This is a genomic window from Pseudothauera hydrothermalis (assembly GCF_003345255.1).
GTDB lineage: Bacteria > Pseudomonadota > Gammaproteobacteria > Burkholderiales > Rhodocyclaceae > Pseudothauera > Pseudothauera hydrothermalis.
The window spans coordinates 1,462,765-1,478,738 of record NZ_CP029331.1 but is presented as its reverse complement, the minus strand read 5'-3'; the positions used below and the strand labels follow the sequence as shown (position 1 = coordinate 1,478,738).

At 63.2% G+C, this 15,974-nt stretch carries 14 protein-coding genes; 8 read left to right on the top strand and 6 right to left on the bottom strand.

What is annotated here, in order from left to right; genetic code table 11:
- The first annotated feature begins 262 nt into the window (after positions 1-262).
- The 6 genes from DIE29_RS07145 to DIE29_RS07120 all read left to right on the top strand — a co-directional run bounded on the left by DIE29_RS07145 (position 263) and on the right by DIE29_RS07120 (position 8,339).
- Positions 263-2,800 carry an EAL domain-containing protein gene (locus tag DIE29_RS07145; protein ID WP_114649564.1) on the top strand — a complete coding sequence of 846 codons (2,538 nt, stop codon included), beginning with the start codon at positions 263-265 and terminating at the stop codon, positions 2,798-2,800.
- 362 nt (positions 2,801-3,162) lie between these two features.
- Positions 3,163-5,697 carry a DNA mismatch repair protein MutS gene (gene mutS, locus DIE29_RS07140; protein WP_418333305.1) on the top strand — a complete coding sequence of 845 codons (2,535 nt, stop codon included), beginning with the start codon at positions 3,163-3,165 and terminating at the stop codon, positions 5,695-5,697.
- On the top strand, positions 5,694-6,449 hold the full coding sequence (locus DIE29_RS07135) for a spermine/spermidine synthase domain-containing protein (RefSeq protein WP_102041666.1): 756 nt from the start codon (positions 5,694-5,696) through the stop codon (positions 6,447-6,449). The genes mutS and DIE29_RS07135 overlap by 4 nt, the downstream gene beginning before the upstream one ends.
- 104 nt (positions 6,450-6,553) lie before the next feature.
- On the top strand, positions 6,554-6,766 hold the full coding sequence (gene nqrM / locus DIE29_RS07130) for a (Na+)-NQR maturation NqrM (protein ID WP_102041665.1): 213 nt from the start codon (positions 6,554-6,556) through the stop codon (positions 6,764-6,766).
- Positions 6,767-6,775: 9 nt separating this feature from the next.
- Positions 6,776-7,174 carry a CBS domain-containing protein gene (locus DIE29_RS07125; protein ID WP_114649562.1) on the top strand — a complete coding sequence of 133 codons (399 nt, stop codon included), beginning with the start codon at positions 6,776-6,778 and terminating at the stop codon, positions 7,172-7,174.
- 40 nt (positions 7,175-7,214) lie between these two features.
- Positions 7,215-8,339, top strand: a complete 1,125-nt coding sequence (locus tag DIE29_RS07120) for an NAD(P)/FAD-dependent oxidoreductase (protein ID WP_114649561.1) — start codon at positions 7,215-7,217, stop codon at positions 8,337-8,339.
- A 15-nt stretch (positions 8,340-8,354) separates the two neighbouring features.
- Here DIE29_RS07120 and dnaQ read toward each other — a convergent pair whose 3' ends face one another.
- Genes dnaQ through DIE29_RS07105 form a run of 3 tightly spaced genes read right to left on the bottom strand, consistent with a single transcriptional unit; the run spans position 8,355 to position 10,305 of the window.
- Positions 8,355-9,086, bottom strand: a complete 732-nt coding sequence (dnaQ, locus tag DIE29_RS07115) for a DNA polymerase III subunit epsilon (RefSeq protein ID WP_114649560.1) — start codon at positions 9,084-9,086, stop codon at positions 8,355-8,357.
- A gap of 22 nt (positions 9,087-9,108) precedes the next feature.
- Positions 9,109-9,567, bottom strand: a complete 459-nt coding sequence (gene rnhA, locus DIE29_RS07110; RefSeq protein ID WP_114649559.1) for a ribonuclease HI — start codon at positions 9,565-9,567, stop codon at positions 9,109-9,111.
- The gene (locus DIE29_RS07105) at positions 9,568-10,305 is read right to left on the bottom strand and encodes a class I SAM-dependent methyltransferase (protein ID WP_114649558.1); all 738 of its coding nucleotides are present in this window, start codon (positions 10,303-10,305) and stop codon (positions 9,568-9,570) included.
- On the opposite strand from DIE29_RS07105, the gene gloB reads away from it, so the two are divergent.
- Positions 10,304-11,098 carry a hydroxyacylglutathione hydrolase gene (gene gloB / locus DIE29_RS07100; RefSeq protein ID WP_237269535.1) on the top strand — a complete coding sequence of 265 codons (795 nt, stop codon included), beginning with the start codon at positions 10,304-10,306 and terminating at the stop codon, positions 11,096-11,098. The genes DIE29_RS07105 and gloB overlap by 2 nt on opposite strands.
- A gap of 12 nt (positions 11,099-11,110) precedes the next feature.
- Here the strand turns inward: gloB and DIE29_RS07095 are convergent, their stop codons facing one another.
- Both DIE29_RS07095 and DIE29_RS07090 read right to left on the bottom strand, forming a co-directional pair.
- A complete protein-coding gene (locus DIE29_RS07095) occupies positions 11,111-11,491 on the bottom strand; it encodes a response regulator (RefSeq protein ID WP_108080122.1) in 381 nt (126 codons plus the stop codon).
- Entirely contained in the window at positions 11,491-12,459 is a 969-nt protein-coding gene (locus tag DIE29_RS07090) for a diguanylate cyclase (RefSeq protein ID WP_108080123.1), read from the bottom strand. Before DIE29_RS07090 ends, DIE29_RS07095 begins: the two co-directional genes overlap by 1 nt.
- Positions 12,460-12,645: 186 nt before the next feature.
- Between DIE29_RS07090 and DIE29_RS07085 the strand changes: the two genes are divergently transcribed.
- On the top strand, positions 12,646-13,884 hold the full coding sequence (locus DIE29_RS07085) for a transglycosylase SLT domain-containing protein (protein ID WP_418333296.1): 1,239 nt from the start codon (positions 12,646-12,648) through the stop codon (positions 13,882-13,884).
- Between the two features lie 23 nt (positions 13,885-13,907).
- Here DIE29_RS07085 and DIE29_RS07080 read toward each other — a convergent pair whose 3' ends face one another.
- Positions 13,908-15,965 carry an ABC transporter ATP-binding protein gene (locus DIE29_RS07080; RefSeq protein WP_237269534.1) on the bottom strand — a complete coding sequence of 686 codons (2,058 nt, stop codon included), beginning with the start codon at positions 15,963-15,965 and terminating at the stop codon, positions 13,908-13,910.
- Between the last annotated feature and the right edge of the window lie 9 nt (positions 15,966-15,974).

Genomic DNA, 15,974 nt, shown 5'->3' with positions numbered 1-15,974 from the left:
TCGCGCAACGAGCGGTCATCGTCAGACCAAGACGTGGGTTTCATAATGGACTTCCTCATGCAGACGAGGTGCGACAGCTTAACTCAGACGCATGACAGTTTGCATAGCGGCTGACTACGATGCGCAATCGGCCAGCGCGCAACGGACGGCGCACACCGCCCGACTGGCAAGGGGGGCTGCGCAGTGCTATCGTACCGATTTATTCGTCCGTCCGATTCGCCATGCAATCCACGCAACGTGTATCGGACCTTCCTGCGCCTGAATGACACTGGCAACTTTTGACGCTCTGACAGCCGCCGTACCCGGTGCGCTGAGCTCTGCGGAAATCACCGTTGGGCAAATCGTACACACCGGGATTTTGGAATGTCCGCCAGATCTGTTGCTACACGAAGCCGCCCGGCGTATGAGCGCGGCACGGGTCAGCTCCATTCTGGTGGTGGAAAACGACATCCCCATCGGCATCTGGACCGAGCGCGATGCCTTGGCGGTCGATTTCGATCATCCAGACAGCTTCGACCGCCCGATCCGCGATGTAATGAGCGCCCCGGTGCGCACGGTCGCCCGCGATCTCAGCCTGCAAGAGTTGGCGGTCCGCTTTCGTGACGAACACATGCGCCACTACTTGGTGGTCGACCCGCAGGGCCGCCGCTGTGGCATCGTCACCCAGACCGACGTGGTGCTCAACCAGGGTATCGAACATTATCTGAAGCTGCGCAAGCTCGACACCATCATCAAGGGTAATTTGCAGCCTTTACCGCCATCCGCACCGCTTGGCGAAGCCGCGCGGCAGATGCGCGACGCGGCGCGCGACGCGGTGGTGGTGGCATACGAAGACGGCAGCTACGGCATTCTCACCGAGCGCGACCTGACCCGCCTGGTTGCCGAGCGCGCCGGCAACCGCCCAGTCGGCGAACTGGCCAGCCGCCCATTGATCACGGTGGGCGAAGACGCCAGTCTTTACCGTGTGCGCTGCATGCTCAGCGATCGCGGCATCCGCCATGTGGGCGTGCTGCGCCATGACGGCAGTCTGACCGATGTGGTCAGCTTTGCCGACATTCTCTCCGGCATGGAACTGAGCTATGTGCAGGAGTTACAGCACGCTTTGCGGCAGCGCGACTTGGCGCTCAATGCCTCGCAGCGCAATCTGCATCTGGCCGAAAAAATCATTGAAACCACGCTGGAAGGCATTCTGATCACCGACGACAAAGCGCGCATCATCTCGGTCAACCCGGCCTTCACCCGGCTGACCGGCTATCGTCCGGAAGAGGTCATCGGGCGCAATCCTTCCATGCTGAGTTCGGGTCGCCAAACTCCGGAGTTTTACCAGGAAATGTGGTCCCGGCTCCAACGCGAGGGACAATGGCAAGGCGAAATCTGGAACCGCCGCAAAACCGGCGAAATCTATCCGGAACTCTTGACCATCACCGCCATCAAGGACCGCGACGGCAAGCTGACCAACTACGCCGCGGTGTTCAGCGACATCAGCCAGCTGAAGGAAAACGAGGCGCGCATCCGTCACCTTGCTTACTACGATCCACTGACCGGCCTGCCCAATCGCCGCCTGCTGGAAGACCGCCTACAGGTCGCCATGGCGCATGCTCACCGCCACCGCAAGCGCGGCGCGGTGCTGTTCATCGACCTGGACCGCTTCAAGCGCATCAACGACAGCTTGGGCCACGAAATCGGCGACCGGCTGCTGATCGAAATCGCTCGCCGCTTGAGCGCTTGTCTGCGTGAAGACGACACCGTGGCACGTATGGGTGGCGACGAATTCATCGCAGTACTGAGCGATCTGACCGACCCGGACGACGCCGCGCACACCGCAGCCCGTATCATCGAAGCGCTGCGCCGCCCGGTAGAGGTCGACGGACACGAGCTGACCGTCACCACCAGCATCGGCATCAGCGTATTTCCGGATGACGGCCGCGACCCGGCAGTCCTGGTCAAGAACGCCGACATTGCCATGTACCGCGCCAAGGAAGAAGGGCGCAACGCTTTCCAGCTCTACCAGCCGGCCATGAACGCGCGCTCGCTGGAGCACTTGGCGCTGGAAAACGCGCTCCACCGCGCCCTGGATTGCGAGGAACTGGTCCTACACTTTCAACCGCTGGTGCAGCATGACACCGGTCAAACCGTGGCGGCAGAAGCCTTGCTGCGCTGGCAGCACCCGGAACTTGGCCTGGTGCCGCCGGCCAAGTTCATCCCATTGGCCGAAGAAACCGGTTTGATCGTACCCATCGGCGAATGGGTACTGCGCGCCGCCTGCCTGCAGCATGCCCGCTGGCGCGAAGCCGGTCACGACCACTTGCACATGCAGGTCAATATCTCCGCACGCCAGTTCCGCGACGAAAACTTCACCGCCCTGGTCGCCCGGGTGATTGCCGAAACCGGCATGCCTGCCGCTCAGCTCACCTTGGAACTGACCGAAACCATGCTGATGGAAGACAGCGAGCGCACCGTGAGCATGCTCAACGATCTGCGCGCGCTGGGCGTGCGCCTGGCGCTGGATGACTTTGGCACCGGCTACTCCTCACTCGCCTACCTCAAGCGTTTCCCGATCAACGAACTCAAGATCGACCGGCTGTTTACCCGCGACATCGACCGCAACCCAGGCGATGCAGCCATCGTGGAAGCCATCATCAGACTCGCCCACAGCCTGGGCCAGCGCGTGGTTGCCGAAGGGGTGGAATCGGCTGCGCAAAGGGCCATTTTGGCACGCTACGGGTGCGATCTGATGCAAGGCTTTCACTTTGGCCACCCCACCGACGCCACCAGGTTTTTACTGTCCTGTCAGCCTTGATTTTGCGCAGTCTCGACTCTTTGTTCGGCTGAAAGTGCGCTCCGGCATGGGTCGGCGAAGCGATAAAACACATTGGGTTAGATCAGCCTGCCCGGCCCGTCGGCTTAGCGTGCAGCCAGCAGGCGATCGATCGCCGCCGGCAGACAGTCGTTGGATGGGCATTCGGACCATTGGGGGTGGATGCACTGCACGCCAACGCCCGGCGCCCGCCAGGCTGGTAAGATGGCGGCCCTACCGGCAGCAGCCCAGGCGCCCGATACAAAAAGGGCGTGCGCCAACCCGCGTTAATTTAGCGATTGATGGAAAACTCTCATGCATTCCAAGCGGTTGTGGATGGATCGATAGCCCACCACACCCCCATGATGCAGCAGTATCTGCGTCTCAAAGCCCAGTATCCCGATACATTGCTGTTCTACCGCATGGGCGACTTTTATGAACTGTTCTTCGAGGACGCCGAGAAGGCTGCGCGCCTGCTCGACATTACACTGACCACCCGCGGGCAATCGGCCGGCGCGCCGATCAAGATGGCGGGCGTGCCTTTCCATGCGGTAGAGCAATATCTGGCCCGCTTGGTCAAGCTGGGCGAGTCGGTGGTAATTGCCGAGCAGGTGGGCGAACCCGGTGCGAGCAAAGGACCGATGGAACGTGCGGTCAGCCGCATCGTCACCCCCGGCACGCTCACCGACGCAGCACTGCTCGATGAGCGCAGCGATTCGCTGCTGATGGCGGTGAATCTGCACCGCGGCATCTTGGGTTTGGCCTGGTTGAATCTGGCCAACGGGGATTTGCGCATCATGCAGTGCCCTGGCGAAGCCTTGCAAACCCAGTTTGAGCGTCTGCGTCCGGCCGAGGTGCTGGCGCCGGAAGGTCTTGCCCTGCCCTTGCTACAACAGCTTGCCCCGGTGCTGCGCAAGCTGGCCGACTGGCAGTTCGACGACAAGACCGGTGAACGCCTGCTTACCGAGCATTTCGGCACGCGCGATCTGGCCGGTTTTGGCGCCGAAGATATGCCGGTGGCGCTGGGCGCGGCGGCGGCGCTGTTCGACTACGCCAAGGCCACCCAGCGTCAGAGCCTGGCCCATGTCACTGGCTTGCGGGTCGAGCGCGAAACCGAGTACCTGCGCTTGGATGCGGCCACCCGACGCAATCTGGAAATCACCGAAACCCTGCGCGGCGAGCCGGCGCCCACGCTGCTTTCGCTGCTCGATCACTGCGCCACCAGCATGGGTTCGCGCTGGCTGCGCCACGCCCTGCATCATCCGATGCGCGAGCGCACCGAGGCGGCCCGCCGTCACGGCGCCATTGCCGAACTGCTGGGCGAAGGCGATGCAGCCGCGCTGGGGCGCGTGCGCGATGCACTGCGCGGCATTGCCGATGTTGAGCGCATCACCGCCCGGGTAGCGTTGCGCTCGGCGCGTCCGCGCGATCTGGCCGGGCTGCGCGATAGCCTCTCCCGTCTGCCGGCGCTGCATGCCGCACTAGGCACCCCGGCCGATACGCTGCTCGGCGCGCTGCGTGCCGAGCTCGACACCCCGGACGAGCTGCTCGATGTGCTCATCCGTGCGGTGGCCGCCGAGCCGGCAGCAGCGGTGCGCGACGGTGGCGTGATCGCGCCGGGTTTCGATGCGGAACTCGACGAGTTGCGCAGCATCCAGCACAACTGCGGCGAATTTCTGCTGGCGCTGGAAGCGCGCGAGCGCGAGCGCACCGGCATTGCCAATCTGAAGGTGGAATTCAACAAAGTGCATGGCTTTTACATTGAAGTCAGCCACGCCCATGCTGAAAAGGTGCCGGACGACTACCGCCGTCGCCAGACGCTGAAAAATGCCGAACGTTATATCACTCCGGAGTTGAAAGCCTTCGAGGACAAGGCGCTGTCGGCTCAAGAGCGCGCCTTGGCGCGGGAGAAGCAGCTCTACGACGCCCTACTGGAAACCCTTGCCGCGCACATTCCGACGCTGCAGCGCATTGCCCGCGCGCTGGCTTTGATCGACGGGCTGGCCGCGCTGGGCGAGGCGGCCTTACGCTACGGCTACGTGCGGCCGGTTTTCTCGGACCAACCGGGTGTAGACATCGTCGGCGGCCGTCATCCGGTGGTCGAACGCCAGGTGGAAAACTTCATCGCCAACGATTGCGTGCTTGCCCCCACCCGTCGCATGCTGATGATTACCGGCCCCAACATGGGTGGCAAATCCACGTTCATGCGGCAGGTGGCGCTGATTTGCCTGCTGGCCCATGTGGGTAGCTTCGTGCCGGCCACCTCGGCCCGCATCGGTCCGATCGACGGCATTTTCACCCGCATCGGCGCTTCCGATGATCTTGCTTCCGGGCGTTCGACTTTCATGGTGGAGATGACCGAAGCCTCGGCCATTTTGCACGGCGCCACCGAGCATAGTCTGGTGCTGATGGATGAAATCGGCCGTGGCACCTCGACCTTCGACGGACTCGCACTGGCTTTTGCCATCGCCCGTCATTTGCTGGAAAAAAACCGCTGCCTGACGCTGTTTTCCACCCATTACTTCGAGCTCACCCGGCTTGCCGCCGACTACCCGGAATGTGCCAATGTGCACCTGGACGCGGTCGAACATGCTCATCGGATCGTGTTTTTGCACGCCGTGGAAGAAGGACCGGCCAGCCAGAGTTACGGCATCGAGGTCGCCGCACTGGCGGGCATTCCCGCAACGGTGATCCGTGAGGCCAAGCGGCGTTTGCGGGTGCTGGAAAACCGCGAAATCACCGCCGGGCCGCAGGCGGATTTATTTGCCGCATTGCCCGACGACACCCCCGAGCCGGCCGCCCATCCGGTGCTGACCGAACTGGCTGGCATCGACCCGGATACCTTGAGTCCGCGCGAGGCTTTGGAGCGTCTGTACCAGTTGAAGAGGCTGGCCTCTTGAGTACCCCGATCGATATCAGCGAAAAAGCCGGCGTGCGCTACCTGCACTTTGGCTCCGAGTGGATTCAAGGCGCGATGCGCATCCGCCGGCCCAACGCATTGGAGCTGGCCTACACCCGTGAAATGATGGCGGGTCTGGTGTTGCGCGCCGGCGACGGTTGGCCAAAGACCGCCTTGGTGATCGGCCTGGGCGCGGCATCGCTGACCAAGTTCCTCTACCATCACTACCCGCATGTCCGCATCCAGGTGGTGGAAATCGAACCGCGCGTAGTCGCCGCCGCGCGTCAGTGTTTCCGTTTGCCCGAACCGGACACACGGCTTGCCCTCCACATCGGTTGTGGCGCGGACTACGTTTTCAATACAACACGGCATTTCGACTACATTCTGGTCGACGGTTATGACCGTAACGCCCGCGCCGGTGTGCTCGACACGCTACCTTTCTACCAAGCGGCCCGTAGCCGCCTGTCGGATACTGGTCTGATCGCGGTCAATTTATTTGGTCGCGCGCGCGGTTTTGCCGCCAGCGTGGAACGCATCGTCGGCGCCTTCGACGACCGCGCCATCGCTTTTCCGTCCTGCGACAGCGGCAACGTGGTGGCCTTTGGCGCTGCCGGCGAGCCGATCGTGCTGTCGGTGGACGAGCTGCGGGAACGCGCACGCCAACTCAAGGTTCGAACGGGCATGGATCTTGTGCCTACCATCACCCGGCTGGAGCAAGCCGGCAGCCTTCCCGGCGGACGGCTGGTCCTCTGACAGGCCGAATGGCCTTTGTGCGCAGCGCTTGTGTATCATCCCGGCCAACAACCCCGGCCTTGCCCGCGGACCGGTGCCGGCAGCTAACGGAGTGTATCGACGCCATGACGATCTTCATCCTCACATTCATCATTGTGGCCATCCTGGTGGCCGGCATGGCCATCGGTGTACTCGCCGGCCGTAACCCGATCGGCGGCAGCTGCGGCGGCCTGGGGCGCGTTGGGCTGGAGTGCGAGGCCGGCTGTGACAAGCCCTGCCCCAAACGGCTGGCGCGTCTTGCCGCACAGCAAGAGGCCGAAACCAACACCAACCGTTAGGGAGACAACATGCTGCAATCGCTGCTGGTCAAAGACTACATGATCGGGGATCACCTTGCCTTCAGGCCGCATACCAACGTGCTCGATGCCGTGCATCAGTTGCTGCATCATCAGCTGAGCGGGGCGCCGGTCATCGACGACGACGGCCAGTTGGTCGGTTTTCTTTCCGAGAAGGATTGCCTGCGCATTGCGCTGAATTCCTCCTATTTCGACGGCCGTGGCGGGCTGGTGGAAGACTATATGACCCGTAACGTCCTGTCCCTGCAAGCCGACGCCAATCTGGTCGACGCCATCGAGCTATTCATTTCCCATCCTTTCCGCTGCTTGCCCGTGGTCGATGGCCAGCGCCTGATCGGCCAGCTCTCCCGCCGCGACGTGCTGCGTGCCATGGAAAAGCTGCACCGCTGAGCGCATTGCTTTATCCCACTGGCGCTGCGCGATAGAGGACATGGAACAAACCGATTGCGTGGTCATTGGCGCCGGCGTGGTGGGGCTCGCCTGCGCCCGCGCCCTGGCAAGCCGCGGTCGCGAGGTGATCATCTTGGAGGCCGACCAACGCTTTGGCGGCGCCACCTCCAGCCGCAACAGCGAGGTAATCCACGCCGGCCTGTACTACCCGAGCGGCTCGCTCAAGGCGCAGCTATGCGTGCGCGGCCGCAAACTGCTCTACGCGTATTGCCGTGAGCGCAATATCGCCCACCGGCGCTGCGGCAAGCTGGTGGTCGCCACTTCGGCTGCGCAGATCGGCGAACTCGAACGTCTAGCGGCCCAAGCCCGAGCCAACGGCGTGGACGATCTCCAATTCATCGAGCGGGCCGAAGCGCTCCGCCTGGAGCCACAGCTTCATTGCCAAGCCGCGCTACTTTCGCCTTCGACCGGCATCGTCGATTCACACGGGCTGATGCTGGCCTTATTGGGCGATGCCGAAGCCCAAGGCGCAACCCTGGTGTGCAATACGCCGGTGCTCGCGGCCGAGGCGGGCGCGGCGGGCATCGTCTTGCACACCGGCGGTCAAGCGCCGATGCGCTTGGCCGCCCGTACCGTGGTCAACGCCGCCGGGTTGGGCGCGCCAGCGCTGGCGGCGCGTATCGAAGGTTTGTCCTCGACCCATGTTCCGCGGGCTTACTTTGCCAAGGGTAATTACTTCGCACTGCAGGGGCGCGCGCCCTTTTCGCGTCTGATCTATCCGGTACCCGAAGCGGCCGGTCTGGGTGTACATCTGACTTTGGATCTGCAAGGCCGAGCCCGTTTTGGTCCGGATGTGGAATGGCTCGACCTGCCCGCCGACACGGCGCATTTCGACTACCGCGTCGCCCCCGCTCGGGCAACGGCCTTTTACCGCGAAATCCGGCGTTACTGGCCAGGTTTGCCCGATGGCGCATTGGCGCCGGATTACGCCGGCGTGCGTCCAAAAATCCACCCTCCCGGTCAGGAGGCCGCCGATTTTCGCATCGACGGTCCCGACACCCATGGTGTGGCGGGTCTGGTCAATCTATTCGGCATCGAATCGCCGGGCCTGACGGCCGCATTGGCCATCGCCGAGACCGTACAGGAACGCCTGTCCACTGGTTAGACGGCCGGCCCCCAATCAATCCGCCTTGGTGCCGTTCGCTTGCGCCGGCTGGGGCGGCAACCACAGGCAGAGGCCCTTGTTGGCTTGGGCAATGTCCTGCAACACTGCGGTGTGCGCCGCCAATTCCTCCTCACTGGCACGGCACACCACCAGTGCGGGGCGCTCCGCCTGCATCGTTTCGGACGCCACCGCCACCGTGGCAGGCTCATCCAAGACCATCATCAGGCTTTCCTGTCCGCGGGTCATCGCCAGATACACTTCGGCGAGAATCTCCGCGTCGAGCAAAGCGCCGTGCAGGCTGCGATGGCTGTTATCGACCTGATACAGGCTGCACAAAGCATCGAGAGAGGCTTTCTTGCCCGGATGCAGTTCCTTGGCCATCTTCAACGTATCGACGATGCCGGCGCACAGCGTCTCCAACGACGGCCGGCTCAGCCGCGACAGCTCATGGTTCAGAAAGCCAACGTCGAAGCTCGCGTTATGGATGACCAGCTCGGCATCCCGCACGAAATCCTCGAAATCCGCCGCCACATCGGCAAAACGGGGTTTGTCGGCAAGGAACTCTTCGGTAATGCCATGCACCGCCACGGCTTGGGCGTCGATGCCGCGCTCCGGGTTGATATACACATGAAAACGACGACCGGTGAAGCTACGGTTCAATAGTTCCACACAGCCAATTTCGATCACCCGGTCGCCATTGCGCCAATCCAGACCGGTGGTTTCGGTATCGAGGACGATTTGTCTCATCTGACTTGCTTGCGTGCCGTGTTCAACATTCCACCGCAGCGCCGCGCTGGCGCACGGCCTCCACGCCTCGGCGCGCCAGCGCGTCGGCCCGTTCGTTCTCAGCGTGGCCGGCATGGCCGCGCACCCAGATCCAATCGATATGGTGGCGGCTGGCCGCCAGATCCAGCGCCTGCCACAAGTCAGCGTTCTTGACCGGCGCCTTGGCAGCGGTCTTCCAGCCACGTGTTTTCCAGCCGTGAATCCATTCCGAAATACCTTTTTGCACATACTGGCTGTCGGTGTGCACCCGAGCGCGCACCGGGCGCTTGAGTGCATTGAGCGCACGGATGACCGCCAGGAGCTCCATGCGGTTGTTGGTGGTATGCGGCTCGCCGCCCCAAATCTCTTTTTCATGCGCGCCGAAGCGCAAAATAGCCCCCCATCCGCCGGGACCGGGATTGCCGCTACAGGCTCCGTCGGTAAAGATTTCCACGACTTCCATCTATTGCGTTTTCCTGGTTTCGGTCACCGAACGACCACGCTGGGCGATCGGCGCCATGCGTTTTGCTGCGGCGCGTTTTTCGCGCCAGTTCGGGGTAATTAGCCGCATCCCGTGCACCCGCTTGATGCCGTGGATCAGATACACTGCCCCACAGATCGGCCACCAGCGTGCCCCGGCACGATCCAGCACATGCCAGCGCGCCAGCCAGGTTTCACTACTCACCGCCGGGGCGTAACAGCCGAAGACGGTCGCCTGGGTTTCAAAGCCCAACAACGTCAACCAATCCTTGATGCGGAAGGCAGACAAGTACTGGCCGCGCCAAGGAAAGCTCCCCCGCTGACCGGCTGCCAGCCTGCGTAGGCCCCACAGGCTGAACGGATTGAAACCGCAGATGATGACATGTCCTTCCGGCATCAACACGCGCTCGACTTCGCGCAAAACCCGATGCGGCGAGCTGGAAAACTCCAGCACGTGGGGCAAAACCACCAGATCGAGACAGGCCGTGGCAAACGGCAGCGCCTCGTTGCGCGCAATCACCGCCGATTTGCTCAGGCGGTCGGCATGAAAGCGAAAGGGCATGCGGTTGGCACGCAGGAAATCCACCTCCGGCAGCCCGATCTGCACCGCGTTGTAACCGAACAGATCGGCCACCAGACGGTCGACCGCACGCATCTCCCAGTTGAGCAGGTAACGCCCTGGTGGAGTAAGCAGCCAGTCGGACAGGCTGAGCATTGACATGAGCAATCAGCGCTTCAAAATCTGCGGCATGGACGCCATTATCCCCCTTCCCGCCTTTCGCGATAACTACATCTGGTTGTTGCGCCGCGGCCGCCATGCAGTTGTCGTCGACCCGGGTGACGCCGCGGTGGTGGAACACAGTCTTGCGGCACAGGGGTTGGAGCTTGCCGCCATCCTGATCACGCACCACCATGCCGATCACGTGGGCGGTGTCGCCGCGTTACTGGCCCGCCACCCAGTGCCGGTGTATGGGCCGGCCACCGAAGCGATTGCTGGGGTCAGCCATCCGGTGACCGAAGGCGCGGTGATCGATCTGCCTGCGCTTGGACAATCCTTCAAGGTGCTGGATATACCCGGCCACACGGCGGGGCATGTGGCCTACTATGCGCCAAACCTGCTGTTCTGCGGCGACACCTTGTTTTCCGCCGGCTGCGGTCGGCTGCTGGGCGGCAGCGCAGCGCAGCTGTTCGCTTCCCTACAACGGCTGGCGAGCTTGCCGGAAGACACCGCGGTGTATTGCGCCCATGAATACACCCTGGCCAATCTTGCTTTTTCCCGCGCCGTGGAGCCGCACAATCCGGCACGCGACCGCTATGCGGCCGATTGTGAAGCACGCCGCGGCCGCGGCGCGCCGACACTACCCTCCTCCATTGGCCTGGAGCGCGCGATCAACCCTTTTCTGCGCGTCGGCGAGGCTGCAATCATCGACGCGGTGACACGGCACAGTGGAACGCCCCCCGCCTCACCCGCTGCTTGCCTGGCCGCACTGCGGCGCTGGAAAGACAATTTTTGAACCGGCACCAGCTCAGTTTGCCAAGCCAAAAGCGCGCCGGATGGTCTCGATCACCCGCGCGGCATTGAAGGGCTTGACCACGATGCCGCTGGCGCCTTCGCGGATCATGGTTTCAACGGTTTCACGGTCGGCCTTGCCGGTAATCATCAGCACGCGGACATGCGGACGGCGACGTTTGAGTTCGCCCAACACCTCGATGCCATCGCGTCCCGGCATCAACACGTCCAGACAAACCAAGTCTGGATTGCAGCGTTCGATCACTTCCAGCGCGCTGTTACCATCGCGCGCTTCGCCGACCACTTGCAGCCCGGCCTGACGAACGATGGCGCGCAGCACCATGCGGATGCTTTCATTGTCATCGACGATGACCGCACGTTTGGCCGACAGCGACATCAGTCCATCTGCCCCACACAAGGCGCACATGCGCTGACTACGCGATTGCGCCCTTCCGATTTTGCCCGATAAAGCGCCGCGTCCGCATCCTTGAGCAGACCGATGAAACCCGTTTCATCGCCAGGTCTCGGGGTTGCACAGGCCAGCCCGACGCTGATCGTGACCACCGGCGCGACCTCTGAATAACGGTGGGTAATCCCCATTTGCTGCACCGCGGCACGCAACGCCTCGGCCACGGCCAAAGCGCCCGCCTCGTCCGTGCCGGGAAGGATTACCGCAAACTCTTCGCCGCCATAGCGGGCAGCCAGATCGGACGGACGATGCAGCGTCTGCGACAGCGCGCGGGCGACCGCCTTGAGGCATTCATCGCCAGCCTGATGGCCGTAGTTGTCGTTGAAAGGCTTGAAAAAATCGACATCGATCAGCAGCAGCGCCAACGGTCGCGCCTCGCGCGCGCAGCGCCGCCATTCTTTGAGCAGGGTTTCGTCGAACCGCCGGCGGTTGGCAATGCCGGTCAGCCCATCGGCAGACGACAAACGCATCAACTCCCGATTGGCCTCATCGAGTTTGCGGGTGAGCACCAGCAGCGAATAACGCATCTGGGCAATGCGCTGCATGGCCCGCACCTTGGCCTTGAGTACGATTTCGGAAACCGGCTTGATCAGATAATCGTCGCCGCCGACTTCGATACCGCGCTCCAGGTCTTCGTCGCCGGTGCGCGCAGTAAGAAAAATGATGGGTGTCCATTCGCCGTCGCGCTCCAGTTGGCGGATACGCCGCGCCACCTCGAAGCCGTCCAGCCCCGGCATGATGATGTCGAGCAGAATCAGGTCGGGACGCTCCGATTTGAATAGTTCGATGCCCGACTCGCCATCGCGCGCGTGCACCGTCTCCAGCCCCATCTTGCCAAGCTGATGGCAGACCAGGGTGGCGCTGGTGAGCGTGTCTTCGATGATCAAAGCCTTCATTGCACGGGCAAACTAGGGCGATAGCGGTTAGCGGCAATCGGGCGAATGACTGCCAATGATCGGATCGTACCAGCCTAGACGCTCGCCGATCCTGACATTTGAGGGATTTTTACCCCTGAGTTTGACGCATTGGCGCATCGCTCGGTAGACTCTCGCGCTTTCTAACGCACTCCTTGACCGGCGCACATGGCAATCCGCACCGCCTTGTTCTGCACCGCCGTGCTGCTGTGTTTGACCAAAGCCGCGAGCGCGCAGACCGCAGCAACCCCGGAATCGCCGATCGGCCCACTGGCTCTGCTGTCTCCGCCAACCGACACAATGCCGGGCGACAGCATCGGGCACCGGCTGCACAACCTGGCCAGTTCTCCGCGGGTACTCACGCTGGACCTCACCCGCACCGCCAATGACATTTGGGACCGCATCCGGCGCGGCTTTGCCATGCCGGACCTGGACAACGAAACGGTGCAATTCTATCAACGCTTCTATCTGGAGCGGCCCGGTTTTCTGCAGCAGGTCTTCGCCCGCGGCGGACGTTATCTTTATCACATCGTCAATGAAATCGAGGCCCGCGGCCTGCCCACCGAACTGGCCTTGCTGCCGATGGTGGAAAGCGGCTACAACCCCTTGGCCTATTCGCCCGCACAAGCCTCCGGTTTGTGGCAGTTCATTCCCGCCACCGGCCGCCACTACAAGCTCACTCAAGACAAATGGGTGGACGAGCGCCGCGACGTGATCGCCTCCACCGACGCGGCGCTCGCTTACCTGCAGCAAATCTACGACCTGCACGGCGACTGGCATCTGGCGCTGGCCGCCTATAACTGGGGCGAAGGCGCCGTAGGGCGGGCGCTGCAGCGCAACGAAGACGCTGGCCTGCCGACCGAATACAGCCATCTGCGCATGCCGACCGAAACACGCAACTACGTGCCCAAGCTGCAGGCGTTGAAAAACATCGTGATGAATCCGGAGCGGTTCGGTTTTGAACTGCCCTATGTTGCCAACCGCCCGTATTTCGTCACCGTAGAATCGCCGGTCGGCATCGATCTGGCCACCGCCGCCCGGCTGGCGGACATGCCAATCGAGGAATTCGTTGCGCTCAACCCCGCCTTCAACCGCCCGGCGATTACCCGCGAAGGTCATAGCCTGGTGGTGCCGGCCGACCGCGCCGAAGCCTTCCAAGCCCGCCTGCAAACCCTTGCCGAATCCGGCCCACTCTGGCGCACCTACCGGCTCAAGCGTGGCGAATCGCTTGCCGAAGTGGCCAAGCGCCACCGTCTGACGCTCGCCCAGTTGCGCCAGATCAACGGCCTAGGAAGCCGCAGCAAGGTTGCTCCCGGCCATGCTTTGCTGGTTCCCGAAGGAGGCGACCCACGCGGCGCATTGGCCGTGACCGGACTGATTCCGCTCAAGATACGCATGGCCGACTAAGCCGCTGTAAGCCGGTCAATGCGTCAAGCCTGAGGCTGATCGAAAAAATCTGGATGGTGGCAGCGCAGTTCGCGCCCGTCGGTCAGCGTATCAGGGGCGGGATACTCGCGCCGGCAGCGCTCGTCGGCTTTAGGGCAACGCGGATGAAAATGGCAGCCGCCTGGCGGCGACAGCGGTGAAGGCAGCTCGGCGGCAGTCGTGGAGCCGTGCTGTTGCGTTCCACCATCGATACCCGGTACCGCATCGAGCAGCATACGGGTGTAGGGATGGGCCGGCGAAGCGAGCACCCGCCGGGTTTCGCCGCGCTCGACGATGCGCCCTAAATACATCACCGCAATCTCGTCGGCCAAGTAGTCCACCACGGCCAAATTGTGGGTAATGAACAAATAAGCCAGACCCAACTCGCATTGCAGCTCACGCATCAGGTTGAGTAGCTGCGCTTGCACCGACACGTCCAGTGCGCTGGTGGGTTCGTCGCACACGATCAGCCGCGGCCTCACCGCCAGAGCACGGGCAATCGCGATGCGTTGGCGCTGGCCGCCGGAGAATTCGTGCGGGTAGCGGTAACGCATGGCCGGTGACAGGCCGATGCGTTCGAGTAGCCAATCGACCCGGCGGGCGCGTTCGCCCGCATCGCCGCCCAGGCCCAGCGCCAGCATGCCTTCTTCGATGATCTCACCGATGCGCATGCGCGGGTTGAGCGAAGCGAACGGATCTTGAAACACCATCTGCATCGCCCGACGCATCGGCGCCAGCGCAGCAGCACCCAGCCCGACCAGGTCGCATCCGTCCAAGCGCACCGTGCCGGCAGTAGGCGGAATAAGCTGCAAAATGGCCTTGCCCACCGTGGTTTTACCGCAACCCGATTCGCCCACCAGGGCCAGGGTGCGCCCAGGATGCAGATCGAAACTGACTCCATCGACCGCGCGCACCTGCCCCACGGTGCGGCGAAAGATGCCCTTGCGTACCGGAAAATGCACCTGCAGATCGCGCACTTGCAGCAGCGCAGGCTCGCAGCCCGCCGGCTCGGGCAGCTCAACGCGCGAAACCTGTGGTACTGGCTCAGGCGCGTGGCCGTCCTCGGCAAAGAGATGACAGCGCACCATCTGCCCGTCGCGGCGATGCCAGCCGGGTGACACCTGGGTGCAGGGCGCGAAGGCTTGCGGACAGCGCGCGGCAAAGCGGCAACCGGACATCGCCACATCCAGGGCCGGCACGCTGCCGGTCAGCGCCGCGAGCGCCCGCCCGCGTTGCAGGCCGCTGGGTAGCGCGGCAAACAGTTTGCGCGAATACGGATGCAGCGGTGCGGCAAAAAACCCCTCGCGGGCGCCGATTTCGACCAGTTCGCCGGCATACATCACACCCACATGCTGCGCCATGCGCGCAACCACACCAAGGTCATGGGTAATCAGCAACATGCCCATGCCGCGCTCGCGCTGCACGCCGGCGAGCAGCGCGAGCACCTGGGCCTGGATGGTGACATCCAGCGCGGTGGTCGGCTCGTCAGCAATCAGCAGCTCGGGCTCTCCGGCCAGCGCCATGGCGATCATCACCCGCTGCTTCATGCCACCGGAAAATTGGAAAGGATAGTCGTCCAGCCGCCGCGCCGCATCCGGGATGCCTACCGCGTCGAGCAGTCGACGGGCCTCTGTGCGGGCGGCTGCGCCGCGCAGGCCGCGGTGACGGGCCAGCACTTCGACGATCTGCGCACACACGGTCATCACCGGGTTGAGGCTGGTGCCGGGCTCCTGAAACACCATGCCGATGCGCCGGCCGCGTACCGTGCGCATCTTGGCTTCGGTGTAGGTCAGCAAGTCCTCGCCCAAAAGACTCACCCGGCCGCCTTCAATCCGGCCGCCGTCTGGCAGCAAGCGGGCAATGGCCAGCGCGGTCATCGATTTGCCACAACCGGACTCGCCCAGTAAGGCGAAGGTTTCACCGGCGCGCACCTGAAAGCCGACGCCGGCCACCGGGCGCACTACTCGCTCGCCACTGATCGCCACCCGCAAGTCGGAAACCTCGAGCAGTGGTACTGCTGACTGGGAGCCTTGGCGGGCAAGCTGGCGCATGTAGTCGATCATCTGCGCGCA